This window comes from Micrococcus sp. (genome assembly GCF_030523875.1).
Classification (GTDB): domain Bacteria; phylum Actinomycetota; class Actinomycetes; order Actinomycetales; family Micrococcaceae; genus Micrococcus.
Genome location: NZ_JAUNHR010000005.1, coordinates 1 through 16,396, shown reverse-complemented (window position 1 = coordinate 16,396; position 16,396 = coordinate 1). Strand labels below are relative to the sequence as shown.

Genomic DNA, 16,396 nt, shown 5'->3' with positions numbered 1-16,396 from the left:
GCGAGGGCCCGGATCAGGGGATCTGGAACATCCGGTCCGGCAGGTCCGTGATGAGCATGTGGCCCGGCGCGTGGCTGATGCCCAGCGGCGGCCGGGACTCCATGACGGCGGCCTGCGGGGTGACCCCGCACGCCCAGAACACGGGCAGGTGCCCGGCGGGGACCTCGACGGCGTCGCCGAAGTCCGGGGCGGACAGGTCCGCGATCCCGAGGGCGGCCGGGTCGCCCACGTGCACGGGGGCGCCGTGCACGGCGGGGTAGCGGGAGGTGATGCGCACGGCGTCGGCCACGCGGTCCGCGGGGACCGGGCGCATGGACACCACGAGCGGACCGCCGAGGCGCCCGGCCGGGGCGCAGCGGCGGGAGGTGCGGTACATGGGCACGTTGACGCCGGCGTCCTGGTGGGCCATCCGGATGCCCTCGGCCACGAGGGCGGCCTCGAACGTGAACGAGCAGCCGATCAGGAACGTCACCAGGTCGTCCCGCCACACGTGCGTGACGTCCGTGGGGCGCTCGACCTCCACGCCGTCCCGGTACACCACGTACTGCGGGGCGTCCGTGCGGACGTCCCCGGCCAGCGCGGGGCCGGAGACCTGCCCGGCCTCGAACACGCCCAGCAGCGGCAGGGCCTTGGGGTTGCGCTGGGCGAACAGCAGGACGTCGAACGCGGACTCCTGCGGCACGATCATCAGGTTCGCCTGGGCGTACCCGTCGGCGATCCCGGAGGTGGGACGCACCAGCCCGGCACGGAAGCGCTCGCGCGCCTCGGCCGGGCCGGTGGACCCCGTCAGGGGTGTGGGCATCTCAGGCGCCCGTGAACAGGGCGATCATCGGGCCGATCGCGCGGACGGCGATGAACACGGACAGCAGCCACGCGAGCACGCCCACGACGATGAGCCACTTCGGGTAGCGGTAGCCGCCGAGCAGGTCGCGGCGGACGGCCGCCACGATCAGCAGCACGGCGAAGCCCACGGGCAGGATCAGGGCGTTGAAGGCGCCGGCGAACACCAGCAGGGTGGTCGGGGCCTGACGCAGCACGAGGTACAGCACGGCGCAGACCACGATGAACGCCACGGTGAGCAGGTTGCGGGTGCGGGCCGACGTCGTCGACTTCGTGATGAAGGAGACGGAGGTGTAGGACGCGCCGATCACCGAGGTGAGCGCCGCGGCCCAGAGGACGACGCCGAACATGCGCAGGCCCACCTCGCCGGCGGCCGCCTGGAAGGCGTTCGCGGCCTGGTTGGTGGTGCCGAGGTCCGCGCCGGAGGCGACGACGCCGAGGATCGCCAGGAACAGCAGCACCCGCATCAGACCGGTCACCAGGATGGAGGCGACGGAGCTGGTGGTGATCTGCTTGACGTCGTCGACGCCCTGCACGCCGGAGTCGATCATGCGGTGGGCGCCGGCGTAGGTGATGTAGCCGCCCACGGTGCCGCCCACGAGGGTGGCAAGCGCCAGGAACATGGCCGAGTCCAGGTTGCCCACGTTGACGGACTGGACGAGGGCGTCGCCCACCGGGGGCTTCGAGGCGACCGCCACGTAGACCATGAGGCCGATCATCACGGCGCCCAGGAGCACGACGATGCGGTCGAGGGCGGCGCCGGCCCGCTTGGACAGGAAGATCGCGATGGCGATCAGGGCGGAGACCGCGCCGCCGATGAGGGCGTCGGCGCCGAGCATGGCGTTCAGGCCCAGGCCCGTGCCGGCGATGTTGCCGATGTTGAAGACCATGCCGCCGATGAACACGAGGCCGGCGAGCAGCCAGCCCAGGCCGGGCACCAGGCGGTTGGCCAGCTCCTGGGCGCGCAGGCCGGCGACGCCGATCACGCGCCACACGTTCATCTGGACGGCGATGTCGATGACGATCGAGACCAGGATCGCGAGCGCGAACGCGGCGCCCAGCTGGATCGTGAACGTCGAGGTCTGGGTGATGAAGCCGGGGCCGATCGCGGAGGTCGCCATGAGGAACATGGCGCCGAGCAGGGCGGTCCGGCGGCTCGGGGAGGAGGCGTCGCGGCCGTGGCCCTCGGCGGGGGCCGAGGACGGCCGCGCGGAGTCAGCGTGGGACATGGGGAGGTCACCTTCCGGCGGGGGCGCCATGCGAGGTGACGGGCGTCACGGGGCGCACAGGGCACAGTAGTGCTTGTTCAACAATCAGGGCAACACTGTTCAACGTCGGAGAGGAGGTTGAGGCTCGCCTCACCTTCGTGGCGGGCCCCCGGCGGGCGGCGCAGGATGAGCGCATGTCCTCCTCCTCCGCGGCCCCCGCCCCCCTGTCCGAGCCCGTCGAGCCCCACGCCCAGACCGGCCTGCACGCCCGCCTGAACTGGCTGCGTGCGGGCGTGCTCGGCGCGAACGACGGCATCGTCTCCGTCGCCGCCACCGTGGTCGGCGTGGCTGGCGCCACCACCGCCGTCACCCCCGTCCTGCTCGCGGGCACGGCCGCCGTCGTCGGCGGCGCCGTGTCCATGGCGCTGGGGGAGTACGTCTCCGTGTCCTCCTCCTCCGACTCGCAGAAGGCGCTGATCGCCAAGGAGCGCCGCGAGCTCGCGGAGGACCCCGACGGCGAGCTGGAGGAGCTCACCTCGCTCTACGAGGCCGAGGGGCTCTCCCGGGCGACCGCCGAGACCGTGGCCCGCGAACTCACGGCCAAGGACGCGCTCGGGGCCCACCTGCGCGTGGAGCTCGGCATGGACGAGAAGGACGTGGTGAGTCCGTGGGCGGCCGCCGGCGCCTCCTTCGCGGCGTTCCTGGTGGGCGCGCTGCTGCCGTTCCTGGCGATCCTGCTGTCCCCGGTGGACGTGCGCGTGCCCGTCACCTTCGGCGTGACCCTGGTGGCGCTCGCGGTCACGGGCTACCTGGGGGCCTTCCTGGGGAACGCGCCGGCCGTGCGCGCGATGCTGCGCGTCGTCGTCGGCGGCGCCCTGGCCCTGGCCCTGACGTTCGGGGTGGGCTCGCTGCTGGGCACCGGCGTCGCCTGATCGGGCGGCCGTCCCTGACGCCCGCGGACGGTCTCTGCGAGGGTGGACGGTGACGGCCCGCCCCCACCGGGCCGGCCGGCCCGCCCCACCGGGTCGTCGCACCGACCGTGAAGGAGTGATCGTCCGTGATCACCATGCGTGCCGTCCGGTTCGAGGCCTACCAGCAGTTCCCCGCCCTCAAGGACGTCGAGAAGCCCGTCCCCGGACCCGGCGAGGTCCTCCTGAAGGTGGCCGGCGCCGGCGCCTGCCACTCGGACGTGGCGGTCTACTCCGAGTTCCAGCCGGGCATGAACCCGCTGGTCGACCCCGAGTACACCCTCGGCCACGAGACCTCCGGCTGGGTCGAGGAGCTGGGCGACGGCGTCGTCGGCCTCGAGGTCGGCTCCGCCCAGCTCGTCTACGGCCCCACCGGCTGCGGGCGCTGCCCCGCCTGCTCCCGCGGGCAGGACACCTACTGCCAGAACGTCGGCGCCATGCGCGCGGCCGGCGTGGGCCTGGGTCGCGACGGCGGCATGGCCGAGTACGTCGCCGTGCCCGCCCGCAACCTCGTGCCGCTGGGCGACGCCGACCCGATCCCCGCCTCGGCCCTCGCCGACGCCGGCCTCACCCCCTACCACGCCGTGAAGCTGGCTCTGCCGAAGCTCGGCCGCCCGGGCGCGTACGCCCTCGTGGTGGGCCTCGGCGGCCTCGGGCTCATGGCCGTGCAGATCATCAGGGCCCTCACCGGCGCCACCGTGATCGCCACGGACATGAAGGAGGAGGCCATGGCCCAGGCCGAGGCCTACGGTGCGGTGACCGTGCCGGGCGGCGAGGGCCAGGTGGAGCGCATCCGCGAGATCACCGGCGGCCGCGGCGTGGACGCGGCCTTCGACTTCGTGGGCGTCGGCGCCACCGTGCGCACCGCCCTGGACAGCGCCGCCGTGCAGTCCCGCGTGACGACCGTGGGCATCGGCAACGGCTCCACCACCGACTGGTCCTTCCTCTCCACCCCCTACGAGGCCGAGCTGGTGAGCACCTACTGGGGCACCGTGGAGGAGCTGCACGAGGTCGCCCGCCTCTACCGGGACGGGAAGATCGAGCCGCTCTACACCACCTACTCCATGGACGAGGCCCTGCAGGCCTACCGCGACCTCGAGGCCGGGAAGGTCGCCGGGCGCGCCGTCGTCGTGCCCCACGGGCGGGCCTGACGGCCGCACCGCCCGCCGCCCCGCTCGGACGGGGTAGCGGGCTCTCGTTGCGGGCGGCCTGCCAGGACTCGCCGATTCTCGCGCTGACCTGCCACGATGGCGGGCATGACACACACAGCTCGCAAGGAGCATGACCAGGAAGTGCAGCGCGGCAGCATCCCCCCGCCCGTGCTGGAGACCGAGACCGACCTCGCCGGTCCGATGGGACCGTGGGGGAGTTCCTGGGTGGCCGTCCTGCAGGTGGCCACCGCGCTGAACTCCAGGATCGAGTCGGACATGCACCGCGGCGGAGGGGTCACGCCCTTCGAGTTCCAGCTCCTTACGACGCTGCGGCGGAACCCCGAGGAGGTGGCCATGAGCCAGGTGGCCTACCAGCTGGACTCCTCGCTCTCCCGTCTCTCGCACGTGGTGCGGCGCCTCGAGACGCGCGGCTGGGTCACGCGACGGACGTCCCCCGACGACGCTCGCGTCACCCTGGTGGGCGTGACGGAGGAGGGCCTCGACCGGTTCCGGGCCGCCGAGGCCCCCTACCGGCGGCTCATGCAGGAGGTCTTCCTCGACCACCTCACGCCGGAGGAGCACGAGGAGTACGCCCGCCTGAACCTCAAGCTGCTGCGCGCGCTGCGCCCCGAGCACTGGTACGTGCGCTTCGTCGACGAGCGCCGGGAGTCCGACGCCTCGAGTTGATCGCCACCCTCCGCTCGCGTACCATGGAACGGCGCACGCGCGTCGTTCCCGTGCCCCTCGGCGTTTCGCCGGAGGGCTCGCGGGTCGGAAAGGCGACACGCTCCCGCAGACCGGATCCCGACCCCGTCCTCCCGGACGGGTCGGGGCTCACCGTCCACACCAGCGATCTGTAAGGCACTTCGGTTGGCTCTCACCCAGCCTGGTTCACCTTTTCGAGAAGTCGCAGTAAGAGTGCGGTGCACACACCCGGGGCGGGGCTCACAGGCTGCCCGTGGAGGCCTCCGCGCGTCCACGGCATGCCGCCATGCGGGTTCCGCCCGTCCTTTTACTACTACTTGCCACGAGGAGTGATCATGGCAGCACATTGCCAGGTGACCGGGGCTGGGCCGGGTTTCGGCCACAGCATCTCCCACTCGCACCGCCGCACGAAGCGCCGGTTCGACCCGAACATCCAGAAGAAGACGTACTGGGTGCCCTCCCTGCGCCGCAACGTCACGCTGACGCTGTCCGCCAAGGGCATCAAGACCATCGACGTGCGCGGCATCGACGCGGTCGTCGCCGACCTCATCTCGAAGGGAGTGAAGCTCTGACATGGCCAAGGACAAGGACGTTCGTCCGATCATCAAGCTGAAGTCCACCGCCGGCACCGGGTTCACCTACGTGACCCGCAAGAACCGCCGCAACAACCCGGATCGCATCACTCTCAAGAAGTACGACCCGGTGGTCCGCAAGCACGTCGATTTCCGAGAGGAGCGCTGACATGGCCAAGAAGTCCAAGATCGCCAAGAACGAGCAGCGCAAGGTCATCGTGGCCCGCAACGCCGAGAAGCGCGCCGAGCTCAAGAAGACCCTGGTCGACCCGAACGCGACCGACGAGGCCCGGGAGGCCGCCCGCGTGGGCCTGCAGAAGCTGCCCCGCGACGCCTCCCCGGTGCGCGTGCGCAACCGCGACGCCATCGACGGCCGTCCGCGCGGCACCTTCCAGCGCTTCGGCATCTCCCGTGTGCGCTTCCGCGAGATGGCGCACCGCGGCGAGCTGCCCGGCGTGACCAAGTCCTCCTGGTGACCCCTCGCCCGCCTCGCGGGCGTTGACACCGGTCGACCGCACGGCCCCCTCCGAGAGATCGGAGGGGGCCGTCGTCGTCTCCGGAGCCGGGCGCGGGCGCGCGAGGCTGAGAATTCGCGGAATCACGCCGATCAGATGGGGCGCGGCGCGTGCGCAGGTGGTACGTTCGCACCTGGAAGTCCGGGCCGCACCGGCCCGGACGCCTGTCACCGATGTCTTCAGGAAGGAACCATGGCCATGAACCGCAAGGAGCTCGTCGCCGCCGTCGCTGAGCGCTCCGGCAACACCCAGTCCGCCGTGTCGGACGTGCTGGACGCCCTCTTCGAGTCGCTGTCCGCCCAGGTGAAGAAGGGCGAGAAGGTCTCCATCCCCGGCTGGCTGGCCGTGGAGCGCACCGAGCGCAAGGAGCGCACCGGCCGCAACCCCCGCACCGGCGAGGAGATCACCATCCCCGCGGGCTACTCCGTGAAGGTGACCGCCGGCTCCAAGCTCAAGGCCGCCGCCTCCGAGTGATCCGGCCCCGGTCGGTCCCGGCCGTCCGCACGCGCCACGGGCGCCCCGCCTCCTCTCGAGGCGGGGCGCCCGTCGTCGTCTACGGGGCGGCGGCGCCGAAGCGAGGGGGGCGCGCCCCCGGAGTAGACTGGACCGACGCCCGCGACGACGCCGACCGCGTCCGTCCGCCGCCCGCCGAGCCGAGGAGGAGCGCATGGTCCCCGTGGCCCCGCCGCCCTCCCGCGCCGTGAGCGGCACGGCGCGCCTGATGCGCGGCCTGGCCGGCGCCGTGGTGATGACCGGCCTCGCGGCCGCCTCCCACTCCGCCGCCGGCGGCGGACATCTGCCCCCCGCGGCCCTGCTGGCCTTCGCCGTGGTGCTGGCCGCCCCCGTGACCACCGCCCTGGCCGGGCGCACCTTGTCCCTGTGGCGGACCCTCGTGGCCGTCCTCGTGGCCCAGGGGATCTTCCACACGCTGTACGCCGTGGCCGGCGGGACGCACCAGGTGCACGCCGCCGTCGGGGTGGACCCGGCGCACCTCGGTCACCTGCCCCCGGGCGCCGGACCGGCCCTGGCCGTCACCGCGGGCCCCGCCGCGTCAGACGCGCACGGCGCGGGCATGCTGGCCGCGCACGCGGTGGCCGCGGCGCTGACCGTCGCCGTGCTCCGCCACGGCGAGCGGGCCCTGGCCGCGGCGGCCGATCAGGCGCTCGCCTCCGTGCCGGCGCTGCGCCTGCTGCGCGTGCTCCTGGCCGGGCCGGTCGCGCCCCCGCGCCCCCTCCGACTCCCGGCGGTCCGCGTCCTGCGTCCCGCCGGTCCGCTGCTCCTCCTCGGCACCCCGGGACGGCGGGGCCCGCCCGCCCTGGTCCTCTCGGCCTGACGCCCCCGCGGGCGTGGCCGCCCGCGTGCCCCCGCCCCAGCGACTCGGCCCTCCGGCGACCGCCGGACCGGGCCGGGGCGGACCCCCTGTCCCCGCCCGCCCCCCCCCCCCCCCCCACCCCCGCCTGTGCCGTCCACACCGTGGCCCCCGCCCCGCGCGGACGGCTGCGCACCGCCGCGGCGGCGTGCACCCTCGCCGTCGTGATGGGCACGGCCGCCCCGGCCGCCGCACACGACGAGCTGATCGAGGCCGTCCCCGCGGACGGCGCGACCCTGACCGAGGCCCCGGAGGCCGTGAGCCTCACGTTCTCCGGCGAGCTGATCGACGGCCAGGGCATCCAGAACCTCGTGCAGGTGACGGACGCCGCCGGCCACCAGTGGCAGGACGGCGCCGCCACCGTGGACGGGCCCACCCTCACCGCGCCGCTGTGCGCGGGCCTGCCCCGCGGGGAGTACGACGTGGCCTACCGCGTCGTCTACTCCGACGGGCACTCCGAGGAGCGCTCGCTCGACTTCGCGGTGGAGGACCCCCAGGCCCCCGCCGAGGGCACCGTCCCGTCCGGCTGCGGCGTGGCCGCGGCCGGCGCCTCCTCGGACGCCCCCGCGACGTCGGAGGGAGCGGCCCCGGCCGCGGACGCGTCGGCCGACGGCGACACCGCGCCCGCCCCCGCCGAGGACGCCTCCGGCCCGGCCGTGCCCGGCTGGGTGTGGGCCGCGGGCCTGGCGGGCCTGGCCGTGATCGGCGTCGGGTTCGCCGTCCTGGGTCGCAAGGCGCGCGCCCTCGACCACCGCTGAGCCGCGCCGCTCCCGACTCCCCTGACACCGCGGGCCGCGGTCCGTTCCCCGCGCCCGCCCCGGCGGGCCGTGCCGTCGACCGCCCGGCCCCCTCTGACAAGGACTTCTCCCATGACCAGCCAGACCACCCCCACCTCCTCCCGCCGCATCCCCCTCGCCGCCGTGCTCGCGGCCGGCGCCCTCGGCCTCACCGCATGCGCCGGGTCCGGTGAGCCCGCGCCGTCCTCCGACGCCGCCGCGCCCGCCGCGGCCTCGTCCACCGCCGCCCCGGCCTCCGAGGGCGCGTCGTCGTCGGCCGAGGCCGCGGACGCCGCGCCCCTGACCGTGACCGACCCGTGGACCAAGGCCACGGACGGCGAGATGACCGGCTCGTTCGGCGTCCTCGAGAACACCACGGACGAGGACGTCCATGTGGTCGCCGTGACCTCCTCGCTCACCGACCGCGTGGAGCTGCACGAGATGGTCCCGGACGAGGACGGCCAGATGCTCATGCGGCAGTCCCCGGACGGCTTCACCGTGCCCGCCGGCGGCACCCTCGAGCTGGCCCCCGGCGGCAGCCACGTGATGCTCATGGGCCTCACCGAGCCGATCCGGCCCGGCGACGAGGTCTCCTACACCCTCGAGACCGAGGACGGCGACGCCGTCGAGGTCACCACGGTGGCCCGGCCCTTCACGGGCGCCAACGAGTCCTACCACGGAGGCGAGGCCTCCGGCGCCTCCGGCTCCATGGAGGGCGGCCATGGCGACCACTGACCCCGACGCCGTCGGACGCGGCGCCCCGGCACCCCGGGACGACGACGCCGCCCCCGCCCCCTCGCGCCGCGGCCTGCTGTTCGGCCTCGGTGCGGCCGGCGGCGGGCTCCTCGGCGGGGCGCTGGGCTACGGGGCGGGGGCCGCGCAGGCCGCTCCCGCCCCGGGCGGGTCCACCCCCGCGGCGGACCCCCCGCCCTCCGGCGTCATGGAGGACACCGGGATCGAGGGCGAGGTCGGCCGGGCCGGCTGGGCCGAGCCCGGGGGAGAGGCCTCCCGCGTGGCCGTCAGCTCGCCCGTGGGCACGGACACGGTGCCGTTCTTCGGCCCTCGGCAGGCCGGGATCGACACTCCCGCGCAGACCCACGCCGTGTTCCTCGCCCTGGACCTGCGGCCGGAGACGGACCGGGACCGGATCGAGGCGCTGCTGCGCCTGCTCACCGACGACGCCGCGCGCCTCACCCAGGGGCGCGCCACGCTCGCGGACACCGAGCCCGAGCTGGCCGCCGCTCCGGCCCGGCTGACCGTGACCTTCGCATTCGGCCCGGAGCTCGTGGCCCGCGTGGCCCCCGAGCGGGCTCCGCAGTGGCTGGCCCCGCTGCCGGCGTTCGGGCAGATCGACGCGCTCGAGGACCGCTGGTCGCACGGGGACCTGCTGCTGCAGATCTGCGGCGACGACCGGATCTCCGTGGCCCACGCCCGGCGGATGCTGGGCAAGGTGGCCCGGCCTCTCGCCGAGGTCCGGTGGGTGCAGGAGGGCTTCCGCGCCGCGCGCGGCGCGCACCCCACCGGCACCACCATGCGCAACCTGTTCGGGCAGGTGGACGGCACCGCCAACCCCCAGGCCGAGTCGCCGGCGCTGGAGCGGATCGTGTGGGGCGCGGGCCCGGAGGCCGAGGCCGCCGGGATCGCCCCGTGGCTGGCGGACGGCACCTCCCTGGTGGTCCGGCGGATCGACATGCTCCTGGACACGTGGGACGAGCTGGACCGCCCCGCCAAGGAGAAGGTGATCGGCCGGCGCCTGGGCTCGGGCGCGCCCCTGACGGGCGAGCTCGAGACGGACGCCCCGGACTTCGCCGCGGTGGGCCCCACGGGCTTGCCCGTCATCCCGGACATCGCCCACGTGCGCCGGGCCCGGATGGACACCCCCGAGTACGGGATGCTGCGCCGCGGCTACAACTACGACGACGGCGCGGGCGCCGGCGGCACGGGGGCGGGCTTGATCTTCGCCGCCTTCCAGGCCGACGTTGCCCGGCAGTTCGTGCCCGTCCAGGCCCGGCTCGCCGAGTCCGACCACCTGAACATCTGGACCCGCCCGGTGGGCTCCGCGGTGTTCGCCGTCCCGCCCGGCTGCGCCGAGGGCGGGTTCGTGGGCGAGGCCCTCTTCGCCTGACCCCGGGCCGGGGCGCCCCGACCGGCGCCCCGGGCCCCACCCCCTCGATGGGAGAATGGACCCCATGCCCGCCACCTCCGTCACGACCCCGCGCCCCGGGCGCGGCCCGTCCGCCCCGTCCCCCTCCGCCGGCCCTTCGGCCGGACCCCGCCGCGGGGTGCCCCGCGCGGTGGGCGTGGCGGCCGCCGTCGTCGGCGTGCTGGCGCTGGTCACGGCGGCCTGGGTCACCGGCATCGCCGCCCCCCGCACGCTCTCCGACCCCGGCGCGCTGACCCGCTGGGGCGTGCCCCTGGGCAAGGCCGTGAACAACACGGCCATGGCCATGACCGTCGGCGCGCTGATCTTCGCCGCCGGGATCCTGCCCCCGCACGCGGCCGGCACGGAGCGCTGGCACCAGTCCAAGCGGCAGCGCGCCGAGGCCGCCCGGGACCAGGAGCCGCTGCCCGAGCACCCCGTGTTCCGGCGGACCATGCAGGTGGCCGCCGCCTCCGCGGCGGTGTGGACCCTCGCGGCGCTGACCGTGGGCGTCCTGTCCTACTCGGACCTGGCCGGCATCCCCGTCACGGCGGGGCAGGGCTTCACGGACGGGCTGCTCGCCTACACCCTCGGCATCTCCGTGGGACAGGCCTGGTTCTGGGTGACCGTGGCGGCGGCGGTGGTGACCACCCTGGCGATCGCCGTACGCTCCCACGCCGGGCTGTTCTGGACGGGGATCCTGGCGCTGCTCGGCCTGGTCCCGCTCGCGCTGATCGGCCACGCCGCCGGCGGCGACGACCACACCGGCGCCGTGAACTCGATCGGCCTGCACCTGCTGGGCGTGGTCGTGTGGGTGGGCGGGCTCCTGGTGCTCGTGGCGATCTCGGACACCCTCGTGGGCCCCAACGGCGCGCAGGGCCGCGGCGCCGCCCAGCGCCGCCAGGGCCCGGCGCCCCTGCTGCACACGGCGATCAGCCGCTACTCCGTGCTCGCGGGCCTCGGCCTGGCGACGGTGGCGCTGTCCGGTGTGGTGAATGCCTGGATCCGCATGGACGACCCGGCCCAGCTGCTCAGCCCCTACGGCCTGCTCGTGCTCGCCAAGGCCGGCGCGGTCCTGCTGCTCGGCGGCATCGGCCTGCTGCACCGCCGCCGGATCATCCCCCGCCTGGCGGGGGACGCCGGGGACGCCGGGTCCCCGGGCGCGGCGCCGGCGCAGGAGAGCCCGGCGCCCGCGCGTCGTCTGCTGTGGCAGCTGATCGCGGTGGAGGCCCTGGTCATGGCCGCGGTGATGGGCGTGTCCTCCGTGCTGGCCCGCACGCCCCCGCCCGTGCCCGAGGAGCTGGCCCCGGACGCCACCCCCGCCCGCATCCTCACCGGCTACGAGCTGCCCCCGGAGCTCACCGGCGCCCGCTGGATCACCACGTGGCGCTTCGACTGGCTGTGGGTGGCGATCGTGGCGTTCCTGGCGATCTGGTACGTCCGCTCCGCGTGGCGGCTGCACCGCCGCGGGGACGGCTGGCCCGTGGCACGGACCGTGTCCTGGCTGATCGGCCTGGCCGTGCTCACGTGGGCCACCTCCGGGGCGCCCGCGGTGTACGGCATGGTCCTGTTCAGCGCCCACATGGTGGGGCACATGACCCTGACCATGGTCATCCCGCTGTTCCTGGTGATGGGCGCCCCCATCACCCTGGCCCTGCGCGCCCTGCCCTCCCGCACGGACGGCACCCGCGGCCCGCGCGAGTGGATCCTGTGGATCGTGCACTCCCCGTGGGGGGCGTTCATCACGAATCCGATCGTGGCGGGCGTGAACTTCGCCGGCTCGATCCTGGTGTTCTACTACACGGACTTCTTCCGGTTCTCTCTCGAGTACCACCTGGGCCATGAGTTCATGAACGTCCACTTCCTGCTCACCGGCTTCATCTTCGCCACCGTCATGGTGGGCGCGGACCCGCTGCCCAGCCGCCCGCCGTACCCGCTGCGCCTGGTGCTGCTGCTGGCGACCATGGTGTTCCACGCGTTCATCGGCGTGGCGATGACCGGCTCCACGGGGCTGCTGCAGGCCTCCTGGTTCGGCAACATCGGCCGGGACTGGGGCCCGCCGGCGCTGGAGGACCAGCGGATCGGCGGCGCCATCATGTGGGGGATCGGCGAGTTCCCCACGGTGCTGATGGCCGTCACCGTGGCCGTCCTCTGGTACCGCAGCGACCGCAAGGCCGCCGTCCGCATGGACCGCAAGGCGGACCGCGACGGCGACGCCGACCTGCGCCGCTGGAACGAGATGTACGCCGCCATGAACCACCCGACCGCCGCCCCCCAGGAGGCCGACCGTGACCGCTGACCCCCGCACCCCCGCCGCCCCCACGGCCGGGCCCCGCCCGTCCCGCCGACGGACCCGCGGGCGCGCGCTCGCGGCCGCGGCCGGCGTCGCTGCGCTCGCCCTCACCGGGTGCTCAGCGGATGAGGAGCCCGCCGGCGCCCAGCAGGCGGGGGCGCCGTCGTCGGCCTCCGCCGGCGCCTCCGGCGGTCTCGAGCTGGGGGACCGGCCGGACCAGGTGCGCGCCGAGGCCGCCGCGGCGCGCGCCGCGACGTTCGGCTTCACGCGCCAGGGCGCGGCGAGCGCGCAGGAGGTGGAGCGGGCCCGCGCGGACGCCCGCTCCCGCGCCACCGACGGCGGGCGCGTCGAGGTGCAGCCGGCCGCCTGCAAGGCCCCGCTGGCCGCCCTGGACTTCTCCCCGATCCTGCTGGAGCAGGAGGAGGTCACACGGGTCGACGTCGGCGCGGACACCTTCGCGGGCACGGGCACCGTGGAGGTCGCGGCGCTCGACGGCGCCGGTCGCCTGCGCGTGGAGCAGCACGTGCAGACCGTGCACGCGCTGCTCGCGGACTGCGGGACCATGGAGGTCACCTCGCGCGAGGGCGGCGAGAGCGCCTCCTACACCCTGCAGATGCGGGAGGCGGACCTCTCCGAGGGCTCGCCGGCGCAGTCGGGCTACGTCTACACGCGCACGCCGCAGGGGCAGGACGCGCCCGCCTCGGCGGCGCAGATCCTCACCGCCGTGGCCGGCGACCACGTGGTGATGGTGTCCTTCACGGGCCAGCCGCAGGCCGGCGAGCGCCAGTTCACCCTCATGGCCGAGGAGATGCTGGCCGCCGCCCTCCAGGCGCCGGCCGAGGGCTGAGGCGGCGGCGCGGGGGAGGGGACGCCGTGTGACGCGCCCCCGTCCGCCCGGGGCGGACACCCGCGGCGGGTGCACCACAATGGACGGCATGACCGAGCAGCAGACCCCCGCCGAGGCCCCGTCCGTGCCCCGCGCCGCGTCCCGCGTGCGCGCCTCCGCCCTCGTGGGCCGCCGATGGCTCAACACCGGCGGCGAGCAGGTCACCCTCGAGGACCTGCGCGGCAAGGTGGTGGTCCTGGACTTCTGGACCTTCTGCTGCATCAACTGCCTGCACGTGGCGGACGAGCTGCGCCCGCTGGAGGCCGAGTTCGAGGACGTGCTGGTCACCGTGGGCGTGCACTCGCCCAAGTTCGAGCACGAGGCGGACCCGGACGCCCTCGACGCCGCCGTGGAGCGCTACGAGATCGCCCACCCCGTCCTGGACGACCCCGAGCTGACCACCTGGCAGGCCTACTCGGCCCGCGCGTGGCCGACGCTCGTGGTGGTGGACCCGGAGGGGTACATCGTCGCGCACCTCTCCGGCGAGGGGCACGTGGCCGGGCTGTACTCGCTCGTGCGCGAGCTGGTGGCCGAGCACGAGGCCAAGGGCACGCTGCACCGCGGCTCCGGCCCCTACGTCCCGCCGGCCCCCGTGGCCCGGGACCTGAAGTTCCCCGGCAAGGCGATCGCCCTGGGCGGCCGCGGCGCCGAGCCCGGCTCCCTGCTCGTGGCGGACACCGGCCACCACCGGCTCGTCGAGGTGGCCCCGGACCTGACCACCGTGGTGCGCGCGATCGGCGGCGGGGACCCGGCGCAGGCGCCCGCGGACGCCGCCGGGCTCGCCCTCCCGACGCCGGGCACCCGCGGACACCGCGACGGCGGCCCGTCCGAGGCCCTGTTCAGCGAGCCCAACGGGCTCCTGCTGCTCCCAGAGGAGGTCGCGGCAGAGGTGGGGTACGACGTCGTCGTGGCGGACACCGTGAACCACCGCCTGCGCGGGCTGTCCCTGGCCACGGGCGAGGTGACCACCGTGGCCGGCAGCGGCGTCCAGAAGCTGATCGACTCCGAGCGTGTGCGCGAGGCCGCCCGCGAGGACAACGGCGTGGCCGTGGACCTCGCGGACATCGACGCCGACCCGCTCGCCGTGTCCCTCTCCTCCCCGTGGGACGTGGCGTGGGACCCCGCGGCGGCCCGCGTGGTGGTGGCCATGGCCGGCACGCACCAGCTGTTCTCCTTCGACCCCGTGGCGCGCGTGCTCTCCGTGTGGGCCGGCACCGGCCTGGAGGGCCTCGTCGACGGCCCCGCGGACCAGGCGTGGTTCGCGCAGACTTCCGGGCTGTCCGTCGCCGCCGACGGCACCCTGTGGCTCGCCGACTCCGAGACCTCCGCCGTGCGCCGGGTGCGGACCGGGGAGGACGGCGCCCGCACCGTGGACACCGCCGTCGGCACCGGCCTGTTCGACTTCGGGCACGTGGACGGCGACCCGGCGCAGGCGCGCCTGCAGCACCCCCTGGGCGTCACCGCCCTGCCGGACGGCTCCGTCCTGGTGGCGGACACCTACAACGGCGCGATCCGCCGGTACGCCCCCGAGGGGACGGACGCCGCCGGACGGGCCGTGCCGGCGTCGGTGTCCACGGTGGCCCGCGGGCTCGCCGAGCCCGCCGACGTGCTCGTGGAGCACGGCGAGGACGGCGCCCCGCAGGACATCGTGGTGGTGGAGACCAACGCGCACCGGCTCGTGCGGATCGCCGTGCCCCAGGAGTACCTGACCGTGGACGAGGGCGCGCGCCAGACCGCCCGCCCGAGCACGGACGTGGTGGCCGGGGAGCTCGAGCTCACCGTGGGCTTCGCGGCCCCCTCGGGGCAGAAGCTCGACGAGCGGTGGGGCGACCCCACCCAGCTGAAGGTCTCCTCCTCCCCGGAGGGCCTGCTCCTCGAGGGCGCCGGCACCTCCGTGGGCCTGGCGCGCACGCTGCGCCTCAACCCCGAGGTCGCCGAGGGCGTCCTGCACATCACCGCCCGCGCCGCCGCGTGCGACGGCGAGCACGGCCGGCCGATCCCGGACAACGCCGCCTGCCACCTGTACCAGCAGGACTGGGGGATCCCGGTGCGCGTGCACGCGCCCGAGGCCGCACCGGAGGGTGCGGAGACCCGCCTGGACCTGGACCTGCGCGGGATACACTGAGCCCGACCTCCCCGCGACGCCGATCCGAAGGACGCCCGACACCATGACCACCCTGATCGTGACCGCCTCCCATCACGGCTCCACCCGGGAGATCGCCGAGCGCGTCGCCGAGGTGCTGCGCACCACGCAGCAGGTCGAGACCGTGGTGGAGGACGTGCGCGGCTCCGCCGCGTGGCTGGACACCGCCGACGCCGTGATCGTCGCCGCCCCCGTCTACGGGGGGAAGCTGGAGAAGTCCGCCAAGGCCTTCCTGGACACGCGTCGCGCCGAGCTGGCGCGGAAGTCCCTCGTGATCCTGTACTCGGGCGCCGCGCCGCTGCCGGACCGCCGCCTGGCCGACCAGCTGGCCACCTACGGCGCCCGCGACGTGCGCTACGTCCGCGGTGCGCTCGTGGAGGAGCGCCTCAGCGGCGTCGAGAAGCTCAAGATCACGCTGGTCAAGGGGCAGTACGGCGACTTCCGCGACTGGAACGCCATCGAGCACTGGGCCAAGGGCCTCAGCGCGCACGGCGTGGCCTGACCCGCCGCGCGCCGCACACGACGACGGCCGGTCGCCTCCCTCCCGGAGGCGGCCGGCCGTTCCGTTTTCGCTGACGCAACACGCGTCCGGAGCCCCTCGTCGCTGACGCCCCGAGCGGGGCGTCAGCGAAAGCGCCGGCGTTGCGCGTGTTCCGTCAGCGAAAGTGCTCAGGCGGAGCGTTCTGCGTCAGCGAAAGCGAGGGGTCAGCGGAAGAGGCCCCCCAGCAGTCCGCCGCTCGAACGGCGCCGCGTGCCGAACACGCTCCGGACCACCTCGCGGCCGATCTGCGTGCCGGCGGACTTCATGAGGTTGCCCAGGGCCTTCTCGA

17 protein-coding genes are annotated in these 16,396 nt (G+C 74.9%); 15 read left to right on the top strand and 2 right to left on the bottom strand.

Annotated features, from left to right (window positions below; translation table 11 throughout):
* Positions 1-13: 13 nt before the first annotated feature.
* Together Q4D18_RS01445 and Q4D18_RS01440 are read right to left on the bottom strand one after the other, a co-directional pair.
* Complete coding sequence (locus Q4D18_RS01445; protein WP_303125071.1) at positions 14-802, bottom strand: putative hydro-lyase; 789 nt, start codon at positions 800-802, stop codon at positions 14-16.
* A gap of 1 nt (position 803) precedes the next feature.
* Entirely contained in the window at positions 804-2,069 is a 1,266-nt protein-coding gene (locus tag Q4D18_RS01440; RefSeq protein WP_303125070.1) for an NRAMP family divalent metal transporter, read from the bottom strand.
* A gap of 173 nt (positions 2,070-2,242) precedes the next feature.
* On the opposite strand from Q4D18_RS01440, the gene Q4D18_RS01435 reads away from it, so the two are divergent.
* The 15 genes from Q4D18_RS01435 (at position 2,243) to Q4D18_RS01365 (ending at position 16,068) form a co-directional block, all read left to right on the top strand.
* Positions 2,243-2,980: a VIT family protein gene (locus tag Q4D18_RS01435; protein WP_303125068.1), complete on the top strand. Its 738-nt coding sequence runs from the start codon at positions 2,243-2,245 to the stop codon at positions 2,978-2,980.
* Between the two features lie 134 nt (positions 2,981-3,114).
* The gene (locus Q4D18_RS01430) at positions 3,115-4,167 is read left to right on the top strand and encodes an NAD(P)-dependent alcohol dehydrogenase (RefSeq protein WP_303125122.1); all 1,053 of its coding nucleotides are present in this window, start codon (positions 3,115-3,117) and stop codon (positions 4,165-4,167) included.
* Positions 4,168-4,272: 105 nt separating this feature from the next.
* The gene (locus Q4D18_RS01425) at positions 4,273-4,854 is read left to right on the top strand and encodes a MarR family winged helix-turn-helix transcriptional regulator (protein WP_303125066.1); all 582 of its coding nucleotides are present in this window, start codon (positions 4,273-4,275) and stop codon (positions 4,852-4,854) included.
* A gap of 353 nt (positions 4,855-5,207) precedes the next feature.
* Entirely contained in the window at positions 5,208-5,444 is a 237-nt protein-coding gene (rpmB, locus tag Q4D18_RS01420; protein ID WP_135029921.1) for a 50S ribosomal protein L28, read from the top strand.
* A gap of 1 nt (position 5,445) precedes the next feature.
* The gene (gene rpmG, locus Q4D18_RS01415; protein ID WP_002858336.1) at positions 5,446-5,613 is read left to right on the top strand and encodes a 50S ribosomal protein L33; all 168 of its coding nucleotides are present in this window, start codon (positions 5,446-5,448) and stop codon (positions 5,611-5,613) included.
* 1 nt (position 5,614) lies between these two features.
* On the top strand, positions 5,615-5,920 hold the full coding sequence (gene rpsN, locus Q4D18_RS01410) for a 30S ribosomal protein S14 (protein ID WP_135029919.1): 306 nt from the start codon (positions 5,615-5,617) through the stop codon (positions 5,918-5,920).
* Positions 5,921-6,151: 231 nt separating this feature from the next.
* Entirely contained in the window at positions 6,152-6,433 is a 282-nt protein-coding gene (locus Q4D18_RS01405; protein WP_135029917.1) for an HU family DNA-binding protein, read from the top strand.
* A gap of 193 nt (positions 6,434-6,626) precedes the next feature.
* Positions 6,627-7,292, top strand: a complete 666-nt coding sequence (locus Q4D18_RS01400) for a hypothetical protein (protein WP_303125055.1) — start codon at positions 6,627-6,629, stop codon at positions 7,290-7,292.
* A gap of 140 nt (positions 7,293-7,432) precedes the next feature.
* Positions 7,433-8,086, top strand: a complete 654-nt coding sequence (locus tag Q4D18_RS01395) for a copper resistance CopC family protein (protein ID WP_303125054.1) — start codon at positions 7,433-7,435, stop codon at positions 8,084-8,086.
* Between the two features lie 111 nt (positions 8,087-8,197).
* Positions 8,198-8,839, top strand: coding sequence for a copper chaperone PCu(A)C (locus Q4D18_RS01390; protein ID WP_303125053.1), 642 nt, complete (start codon positions 8,198-8,200; stop codon positions 8,837-8,839).
* A complete protein-coding gene (locus Q4D18_RS01385; protein WP_303125052.1) occupies positions 8,826-10,229 on the top strand; it encodes a Dyp-type peroxidase in 1,404 nt (467 codons plus the stop codon). Before Q4D18_RS01390 ends, Q4D18_RS01385 begins: the two co-directional genes overlap by 14 nt.
* Before the next feature lie 64 nt (positions 10,230-10,293).
* Positions 10,294-12,543, top strand: a complete 2,250-nt coding sequence (locus tag Q4D18_RS01380) for a cytochrome c oxidase assembly protein (RefSeq protein ID WP_303125050.1) — start codon at positions 10,294-10,296, stop codon at positions 12,541-12,543.
* Complete coding sequence (locus tag Q4D18_RS01375; RefSeq protein ID WP_303125048.1) at positions 12,533-13,384, top strand: hypothetical protein; 852 nt, start codon at positions 12,533-12,535, stop codon at positions 13,382-13,384. The genes Q4D18_RS01380 and Q4D18_RS01375 overlap by 11 nt, the downstream gene beginning before the upstream one ends.
* A gap of 88 nt (positions 13,385-13,472) precedes the next feature.
* The gene (locus tag Q4D18_RS01370; RefSeq protein WP_303125046.1) at positions 13,473-15,548 is read left to right on the top strand and encodes an NHL domain-containing thioredoxin family protein; all 2,076 of its coding nucleotides are present in this window, start codon (positions 13,473-13,475) and stop codon (positions 15,546-15,548) included.
* 43 nt (positions 15,549-15,591) lie between these two features.
* A complete protein-coding gene (locus tag Q4D18_RS01365; protein WP_303125044.1) occupies positions 15,592-16,068 on the top strand; it encodes a flavodoxin domain-containing protein in 477 nt (158 codons plus the stop codon).
* The last annotated feature ends 328 nt before the right edge of the window (positions 16,069-16,396 follow it).

Excerpts from the sequence above, each read along its gene's own strand:
- rpmB (WP_135029921.1), top strand. The coding sequence starts at position 5,208 with ATGGCAGCACATTGCCAGGTGACCGGGGCTGGGCCGGGTTTCGGCCAC.
- Q4D18_RS01440 (WP_303125070.1), bottom strand. The coding sequence starts at position 2,069 with ATGTCCCACGCTGACTCCGCGCGGCCGTCCTCGGCCCCCGCCGAGGGC.
- Q4D18_RS01425 (WP_303125066.1), top strand. The coding sequence starts at position 4,273 with ATGACACACACAGCTCGCAAGGAGCATGACCAGGAAGTGCAGCGCGGC.
- Q4D18_RS01370 (WP_303125046.1), top strand. The coding sequence starts at position 13,473 with ATGACCGAGCAGCAGACCCCCGCCGAGGCCCCGTCCGTGCCCCGCGCC.
- rpsN (WP_135029919.1), top strand. The coding sequence starts at position 5,615 with ATGGCCAAGAAGTCCAAGATCGCCAAGAACGAGCAGCGCAAGGTCATC.
- Q4D18_RS01435 (WP_303125068.1), top strand. The coding sequence starts at position 2,243 with ATGTCCTCCTCCTCCGCGGCCCCCGCCCCCCTGTCCGAGCCCGTCGAG.
- Q4D18_RS01390 (WP_303125053.1), top strand. The coding sequence starts at position 8,198 with ATGACCAGCCAGACCACCCCCACCTCCTCCCGCCGCATCCCCCTCGCC.
- Q4D18_RS01400 (WP_303125055.1), top strand. The coding sequence starts at position 6,627 with ATGGTCCCCGTGGCCCCGCCGCCCTCCCGCGCCGTGAGCGGCACGGCG.
- Q4D18_RS01385 (WP_303125052.1), top strand. The coding sequence starts at position 8,826 with ATGGCGACCACTGACCCCGACGCCGTCGGACGCGGCGCCCCGGCACCC.
- Q4D18_RS01445 (WP_303125071.1), bottom strand. The coding sequence starts at position 802 with ATGCCCACACCCCTGACGGGGTCCACCGGCCCGGCCGAGGCGCGCGAG.
- rpmG (WP_002858336.1), top strand. The coding sequence starts at position 5,446 with ATGGCCAAGGACAAGGACGTTCGTCCGATCATCAAGCTGAAGTCCACC.
- Q4D18_RS01365 (WP_303125044.1), top strand. The coding sequence starts at position 15,592 with ATGACCACCCTGATCGTGACCGCCTCCCATCACGGCTCCACCCGGGAG.
- Q4D18_RS01430 (WP_303125122.1), top strand. The coding sequence starts at position 3,115 with ATGCGTGCCGTCCGGTTCGAGGCCTACCAGCAGTTCCCCGCCCTCAAG.
- Q4D18_RS01380 (WP_303125050.1), top strand. The coding sequence starts at position 10,294 with ATGCCCGCCACCTCCGTCACGACCCCGCGCCCCGGGCGCGGCCCGTCC.
- Q4D18_RS01405 (WP_135029917.1), top strand. The coding sequence starts at position 6,152 with ATGGCCATGAACCGCAAGGAGCTCGTCGCCGCCGTCGCTGAGCGCTCC.